The organism is Absiella sp. AM09-50, from assembly GCF_003433845.1.
GTDB classification, from domain to species: Bacteria; Bacillota_I; Bacilli_A; order Erysipelotrichales; family Erysipelotrichaceae; genus Hoskinsella; species Hoskinsella hominis.
Genome location: NZ_QVFI01000054.1, coordinates 1 through 7,478 on the forward strand (window position 1 = coordinate 1; position 7,478 = coordinate 7,478).

10 protein-coding genes are annotated in these 7,478 nt (G+C 27.3%); all 10 read right to left on the reverse strand.

Translation table 11 applies throughout. The features are described 5' to 3' along the window. Positions 1-178: 178 nt before the first annotated feature. Positions 179-400 (reverse strand): transposase, encoded by a 222-nt coding sequence (locus DW114_RS22260; protein WP_117456249.1) that lies wholly within the window; start codon positions 398-400, stop codon positions 179-181. A 496-nt stretch (positions 401-896) separates the two neighbouring features. Then, a complete protein-coding gene (locus DW114_RS22045; protein ID WP_255411933.1) occupies positions 897-1,025 on the reverse strand; it encodes a hypothetical protein in 129 nt (42 codons plus the stop codon). Positions 1,026-1,119: 94 nt separating this feature from the next. After that, positions 1,120-1,464 (reverse strand): transposase, encoded by a 345-nt coding sequence (locus DW114_RS21900; protein WP_207732776.1) that lies wholly within the window; start codon positions 1,462-1,464, stop codon positions 1,120-1,122. Between the two features lie 159 nt (positions 1,465-1,623). Then, entirely contained in the window at positions 1,624-3,153 is a 1,530-nt protein-coding gene (locus tag DW114_RS20780) for a lipopolysaccharide biosynthesis protein (protein ID WP_117456251.1), read from the reverse strand. Then, entirely contained in the window at positions 3,137-4,003 is an 867-nt protein-coding gene (locus DW114_RS20785) for a family 6 glucosyltransferase (RefSeq protein ID WP_117456253.1), read from the reverse strand. Before DW114_RS20785 ends, DW114_RS20780 begins: the two co-directional genes overlap by 17 nt. A gap of 16 nt (positions 4,004-4,019) precedes the next feature. Next, positions 4,020-4,952: an alpha-1,2-fucosyltransferase gene (locus DW114_RS20790; protein ID WP_117456255.1), complete on the reverse strand. Its 933-nt coding sequence runs from the start codon at positions 4,950-4,952 to the stop codon at positions 4,020-4,022. Then, positions 4,949-5,539 carry an acyltransferase gene (locus tag DW114_RS22050; RefSeq protein ID WP_117456257.1) on the reverse strand — a complete coding sequence of 197 codons (591 nt, stop codon included), beginning with the start codon at positions 5,537-5,539 and terminating at the stop codon, positions 4,949-4,951. The genes DW114_RS20790 and DW114_RS22050 overlap by 4 nt, the downstream gene beginning before the upstream one ends. A 23-nt stretch (positions 5,540-5,562) precedes the next feature. Next, complete coding sequence (locus DW114_RS20800) at positions 5,563-6,456, reverse strand: glycosyltransferase (RefSeq protein WP_158552376.1); 894 nt, start codon at positions 6,454-6,456, stop codon at positions 5,563-5,565. 19 nt (positions 6,457-6,475) lie between these two features. After that, positions 6,476-7,198, reverse strand: a complete 723-nt coding sequence (locus DW114_RS20805) for a hypothetical protein (RefSeq protein ID WP_117456260.1) — start codon at positions 7,196-7,198, stop codon at positions 6,476-6,478. After that, a partial coding sequence (locus DW114_RS21405; protein ID WP_158554343.1) for a hypothetical protein occupies positions 7,195-7,478 on the reverse strand: 284 nt, incomplete at its 5' end. The genes DW114_RS21405 and DW114_RS20805, both read right to left, overlap by 4 nt.

The window sequence follows — 7,478 nt, forward strand, 5'->3', positions numbered from 1 at the left end:
AGCTATATTCCTGATTTTTGTTTTTGTCAATACCTTTAACTTATTGGCATTGAACTCGGTTTATTGGTTCTTACTCGTAAATGGGTATAACCGTCATCTAAGCAGTACAAGAAATTGTGCTGCTTTTTGTTTTTAAAATAGCCATCAAGTCAATATCTGTATTATTCATCAAAAATGGTTAATAACATTTGCGAAATAGGTCGACAAAATTGCTTCTTCCGTATAATATACGTTTGATAAGTTTGAATTTGTTGTTGTTTCCTTCAACAAATCCAGAACTATTTGGAAGAGATATTGCGTTCTTGATCAGGGCAATATCTTTTTCTATGCCTCCTATGAAACCTTTTACTCTTGATTCTCTATATTTTTTCGATAATGTTTGATAATTCATTTGGATCATTACCTATTAACGTTGAATGAAAGGAATCAAAGATTTCTTTTAAGCTTTTGATGATTAGATATTTTTCTTTAATAAGTGCGATATTTGCTTCTACTCTTTTACTTTTCACTTTTTTCTCATTTTTCGTTGTGATATATATAAGTATCTCATTTCTTTTGATAACCGTAATATCTTTGGGATATTCGCTTTTCAGGTACCACTTTATGGATAACTTTACTCCAAAATTATTTTTTAATATCCTTGCAATGTGATTACTTAAAGCACTTCATGTATCACAATATCCTGATTTACAGATAGCTAAATATGATTTCTGGTTTCACTCTGTCGATATACATTTTATAGATGACATTAACTTAATCATTGTAGGTTTCTTTTTCTCCTTATATACAGCTGGATGATCTAATGCCCGTATTTCATCTTCACTCATATGTATATATTTTTCGCAGTCATCTGTGAGATCCCAAATTCATCCATGATGACTTTATATTTTTTGACATCAAGTTCTTTCCATCGCTTTTGTATCATGATGATCAACTGTTGTTTTTTTTCGATTTTCTTTATCTCTTTGATGTTGTTCGTTATTCTTATCAGTGGCACTTTTATCAAATACTGGTTCCCTTTCCATTATTTGACCATCTTTTATGAAAATGTTTCCAGTTATTTCTTGTCTGAATATATCTTTCATCTTATCAATCAGATTCTGGAGAAGATGAAAACAATCAGCTACCTGTATACATACATTTAGGAAGAATTTCATTAAGGACGGCAGCGTAGGCACTTACTATATCTCGTGAGGCTATTTTTATTTTTTGTGATTCACAAGCCATTCTTTTACGACTTTCTTGTCTCTTACACACACATTTGCCTCTAATAGGATAAGTTTGAATCTTTCTATGATATGTATTATGAAGGTCACATACAGGATGTCCACAAACAGGGCAGATATCCTTATGAGAAGTAGCCTTTAAATAAATTATGATCTTATAATCATCTTCTTTCCAGTCATAAACAATGAAATCATCCCCAAGCAATCTTTCATTTAAGTCAAGTTTATTATATTTCATAAGTTTTATCTCATCATGTATGTTATACCATAAATACCCAAAAATAAGAAATATCAAAGTCTAAAAAAACAGCACAATTTCTTGTGCTGTTTTGATGGAAGTTATACCCATTATCGAGTAAGACCAGATATTCTATTTATGGTTTTATATGTTCGAATACTAATCAGAAAATATCCTAGTTATTATCATTCTTCTTTCGTTTTTATCTAAGACCAAGAAGAGTGACATTATATAGCCTATAGAACCAGCTAATATCACATTCAAGAAAAAAGAAAACCAATCATTAAAAGTCATAAAAGCTCTTATAGAAAGGAAAACACATGATATAACAAAAAGTATTGTCCATGATTTAAGTTCTACTCTTAAAAAAACATCTCTTTTTTCATTTAACAACTTTGAAGCTAAAATTGGAATAAAAATGCTATGAGTTATTCCTAAAACAACAGTACTTGTCCCAGCTATTGCAAACACTCCCAAAGAAGTATATTTAACAAGAAATATTGTTGAACACACACTAATTATGCTAGCACAAAATAGTAAGATGGAATAAGTTTTAACCTTATCCAAAGCAATGAATACTGAATGAATACTATACATATATGTGCTAACGATAATATCTAAAAGAATAATTATCATAAGAACATATATTTCGTTTAATTGGTTAGAGGTGTAATTTGCATTTTTTAACCACAGAGATAGAAAAGGTTTCCCAAAAACTATTATTCCGGCATAAGGTACAGTAAATATAAATGACAATATCTTTAATTGACTTTTTGCCTCTTGTACCAAACTTTTATACCCTTCTTTAGAAAAGTTCAGCGTAAGACTTGAGGCAAAGATATTCGAAAAAATACCCAAAGCTGAACTAAATGCATAGGGTATTTGTTTAGCTAATGAAAGTCTTCCCATTATTGTGCTACTTATAAACCAATTACTCAGTAATAAATCAAATCCATTTAGGAGTATATTGCTAACATTTGAAATCAAAACCCAAACGCCTGATTTTACAAGTATAACAATTTTTTTTAATTCAAAGTATTTTTTTTGAGCTTTAAACCCTACAAGTAATCGTGAAGATACAATGTAATTACCAATAAGTGTTATTAAACCAGCTGTCAATAATGCAATGCTAAAATAATAAATTTTTGCAGGTAAAAATGTAAATAGAGAAAGTAATAAAAAACTTTTCCCAACATTAGCAATAATTTGTATCAATGAATTTAAATGCATCTTATTTGTGGTAAATGCTGCAGCAGTATAAACAGTACCCAAGAGAGAGACTCCCATGTTTACAAAGCTTAACATAAACGTTATTTTAACCTGTGCCACTAAATTTGGTGATATATTTATAAAACAATCCAGTCTTTGCACAATAATAGAGGAGCATATAATTATTATAACAAACAACAAGCAATTAGCCCAAAACACAGTACTATAATATTTTTTTGCCTCTTCAAATCTAGCTGAATTATATTCCAGAGATATATACCTACTTGCCATAGAATTTATAGCAACAGCTATTAAAGAAGCATACGAAACAAAATTATTCGCCAAATTGATAAATCCATATGATTCTTCACCAAGTTTACTGATTATAAACGGTGATAACCAAAAACTAATAAACATTTGTACAATAAAAGTAATCAAAGCTGCGATTATATTTATTAATGAATTATTTTTCTTCTTCATAATCTATAATTTTCACTCGTTTAAATGTAATAGTGTCAAAAGCCAACATAACTATCGATGCCAATTTTGTGATTTCATTAATTTTTTTTATAATTCTTTTAATTGTAATTGGTTTATTGTCATATTGCCCCTTAAATTTATTAACATCAAATTTTGACTGTTTCCCGACAGCTGATAGCTTTTTACCATAGGAAACATTTAATCCGTATGGATAACAATACATTGGATGAAGTACTCTAACATCAGATCTATTTACTATGTATCTATTCAAATGCGATTCATCGTGCCATAAAGCAATAACATTTCGTTTTAAATCTTCTTCAATTCTTGTATTCAAAACTTTTGCCATAGTTAAGAATGCATTTCGTGTACCTCCAAACATAGCTCCAATTACGTAATTTTCACCACAATTCCAAGGAACATAAGCTAATGATCTTGAATGCCTTTCATACGGGAATGATAGTTTATCTTTTTTATAGTACCCAGGATGGCTTGTTACAAAAATTTTTTCTCCTTTCTCTATTCTAGGCAGAAACTCACTTTCTGTTATAAAATCATCGCAAACAATATTAGCATTTGAAAACATTAGATAATCACAATCTTTCAAATCATTTTTAATAGATAAGAATGTAGCAAATCTAAGAAGAGTAATTAAAGGCCATGGTTGAGGATCTAATTTATATTTCTTAACATTTGGATTGTCTTCAGCATATATGTGTTTTGCATCAGTAAATACAAAATATTTTTTTTCATAATCTGTTAAAAATTTTGCCTCAAATGATTTAAAAAAATCTTCCCAAAATAAATAATAAGGTCCTGTACATATATATAATATACCTATACTTTTCATAAATATTCCTCCTCGTCTAAACTTCTATTAGAATCCAATTATTTTGATATATATCTATCGGCATATCAATAGCCATCCATTTCGATGGTGCAATTACCATTTTATTCTCAAATTCTGACAAATATTGTGCCCACCAGCCAAAGGTTGTATTCCCTATAATAAAGTGTTTACACTCTGCCATGGCAGCTAATGATAAGAAAACTGGAGAATTCTTATCTTGTACTACATAATCATATTTATTAGTGTCAATTAAATTATCCAAAACATAAGAAACATTGTCTGAGCAAATAAAAAACAATGGATTCTCAACATTTTTCATAATATACTCTATAGCTTTCTTCCAATAATCAATTCCACAAACGCTAAAAATCGAATTTCCAACATTGTGTTCTATTTTCACACTAATACACACTGTATTCCTTCTACGAATTTTATCTATTTCGGGATATTCATTTAACTGATCATGAAAATTATCTGTTATTATATTTTTGATATCAAAATAATAATTTTTAAAATATTTTTCCGATTGAAAGTATCCTTCTAGGTAAATCGGTTTTGAATAATCTAAATCAAAGTCAATATAGCCATTTTCACATAATGCGACTCCTAATTTATTAATAAAAAATTGTATTTTTTTCTCAAATGCAAATTTAGATTTATAATTCATATATTTGGTTAAGACTTTATATATATTTCTTAAAATAGCTTGGTGACTAAAAACAAATGTTTTTTTTGTAATACTATCATGTACATATTCAACATTTGGTAAATTATAATATGCTAGTGAGTTTTCCCATTTACAGCGCAAAACATCAGAATCATCCATTATAATTTTTGCATTTTTACCTTTTTCAATTTGTATTCTTCTTGCAATAGCATATTGAAATAATTGATTGCCTATACGCCCCTGAAGTGGAACATATATAACATCTTTATCCATTTTTTTCATCTAGCACTCTCCCATCTCTTTTTATCGAAATTATAATATTTAATTACTCTTGCAGGGTTTCCAACTGCTATCGAATAATCTGGTATAGATTTCGTAACTATTGCCCCTGCTCCAATAATAGATTTTTTACCTATACGTACCCCTGGCAATATACACACTTTTTCTCCTATCCAGCAACCATCATCAATTATTACGTTTTTACACGATAATTTTTGATCCATATACGAGATTTCTGATTCTGGTTCAATACCATGTTCTTCATTTGTAATTAAAACATTAGATGCGATTAATACCTGATTTCCAATATTCACTTTTCCTTTTGCATCAGCTAATACAGATAATCCAAATCCAATATAACAATCATTTCCAATTGTTATACATTCATTTAACCCATTGCCATAAACTGCTAGCCTACAATTTTTCATAATTGTGACATTATTTCCAATCTTTATTTTATCAATTCCCGACAGCTGATAATACGGTTTTTTAATATTAGAATTACTTCCAAATTGATAAAACTTTCTTTTTTTCAAAATAGAGATATTTTTATCTCTAAAAATTCTATATAATAATAAAGATAAATTCATAAATTTCCTTCCTACTAATTCAATCAAAAACGTTTTAGTTTTATTTTTGCTCGCATACTTTTATAAAAATATTTATTTAAAATAATTTTAAATAAATATAAATAATTACAACTCGTTAGCAATTTATTCTTTTCTATTATGAAATTATTAATCATTCTATAATCTTTTTTATATCCATCAGAATTAATATAATTTTCAATATCTTGTATATCAATTTCATCAATAATATATCTATTACAAGAAATAAAGTACATCAACAATTTTTGTCTTGCTTCGGATGAAATAGATATTCCATCTTTTCTAATCCTATACTTTAACAAGCATTTATTAACATTTCCTAATTTATAATTATTTCTAATTGCTCGAGTAATAAAATCATAATCTTCACAAGAAAATATATTTCTATAACCATTTAGATCTTTAAAAACAGATTTTTTTCCTAACCATGTTGGATGAAGAATACAGGAACCATATTCGTTAAGTTTAATTATCTCATTATTTTTTGTTGGAACATTTATAAAGCCAATTTCATTTTCATTTTCATCAATTTTAATCACATTTGATCCAACTAAATCTAAATTATTACTTTTTAAAAATTCAATTTGAACAGAAATTCTTTCATTTTTCGAAATATCATCAGCATCCATACGAGCTATATAAAATCCATCAGCTACATCTATTCCTTTATTCAAGGATTTAACTAATCCTAGATTTTCTTTGTTTATCAAATATTTGATATTATTATATTTTTTTGACATCTCATATAAAAAATCAGCTAGATCTTTTCTATTTGGATTATCATTAATCAATATAAGCTGTATGTTACCATATGTTTGATTTAATATTGACTCAATACTTTTTTCTATATAAGAAATTGGTTCATTAAATGTGCTCATTATTACACTTACTAATTCCATGATTTTTGCCATCTCCTTGTCACTTTTCATTTACAATCAATACAATTGTAATTAAAAATAACCACCAGTTGTTAAAACCGCTTCCCATAACTATTGCATACAATAATACAGCTATAAAAAAGCCAAAATTATTTTTATTTACAATTTTTTTTAAATATTTCGAAATAAAAAACACTTCAAATACAACCCCAATTCCATATATTTTTAAATGCGAAAAAAATAAATTATGAGGACCAATTCCAATAAAGGGAACATTTAAATTATTAGCTATTTCTCTTCCATATAATAAATATTCATCATCTGTTATTCCGACTAATAGAAATTTTGGATAATATACGTAAATTGCAACTACAATAAATATTGCTAGCATTCTGTAAAAATTTGAATAATCATTAAGTTGAAACATTCTTGCAAAACCAGAATTAAGTTGCATTGCAACAATTCTATTATTTAAAAAAACACTAATCTGCAATATAGCTAAGCCAAACATAAAAACTGATGAAATTAATGTCAAATTTATATATGATAGCTTTCTAATAAGTTTTTCTATTAATTTATTTACTAATCTAGTACTGCATAAGATTATACAGATAATTGCTAAAAAATAAGATCTTGAAAATGTAAAAATTCCAAATATAAGTATAATCTTTGATAAATACTTATATTTGTTTTTTGCTAAACCATATAATAAAAATATTGAAAGCCCCGCAAGATTTACCTCTCCTAATGCCGTACAAGTCATAAATCCAGACCCAGCATCTGCCCCCTACCATTAAAGCCAACTTTATTATAAATAATCGTATAAATAAAGCTAAAAAAAAGCGCAAGGTAAACTAATTTATTCTTTTTTAATATCGCATTTACTCTATTTTTATTATTTATTAAATCATCAACTATTGGTATCAATAATAAATCAAGAAACCCAAATTTTTTGGTATAAAAACAAATTAAAATAATACCCATCCATAATAAAGTGTACCCTTTGTCAAGGACAATTAAAAAAAAACCAGTGTAAATCTTAA

Coding starts and splice junctions, on each gene's coding strand:
- DW114_RS22260 (WP_117456249.1), bottom strand. CDS start 400: ATGATCCAAATGAATTATCAAACATTATCGAAAAAATATAGAGAATCA.
- DW114_RS22045 (WP_255411933.1), bottom strand. CDS start 1,025: ATGGAAAGGGAACCAGTATTTGATAAAAGTGCCACTGATAAGAATAAC.
- DW114_RS21900 (WP_207732776.1), bottom strand. CDS start 1,464: ATGAAATATAATAAACTTGACTTAAATGAAAGATTGCTTGGGGATGAT.
- DW114_RS20780 (WP_117456251.1), bottom strand. CDS start 3,153: ATGAAGAAGAAAAATAATTCATTAATAAATATAATCGCAGCTTTGATT.
- DW114_RS20785 (WP_117456253.1), bottom strand. CDS start 4,003: ATGAAAAGTATAGGTATATTATATATATGTACAGGACCTTATTATTTA.
- DW114_RS20790 (WP_117456255.1), bottom strand. CDS start 4,952: ATGAAAAAAATGGATAAAGATGTTATATATGTTCCACTTCAGGGGCGT.
- DW114_RS22050 (WP_117456257.1), bottom strand. CDS start 5,539: ATGAATTTATCTTTATTATTATATAGAATTTTTAGAGATAAAAATATC.
- DW114_RS20800 (WP_158552376.1), bottom strand. CDS start 6,456: ATGGAATTAGTAAGTGTAATAATGAGCACATTTAATGAACCAATTTCT.
- DW114_RS20805 (WP_117456260.1), bottom strand. CDS start 7,198: ATGACTTGTACGGCATTAGGAGAGGTAAATCTTGCGGGGCTTTCAATA.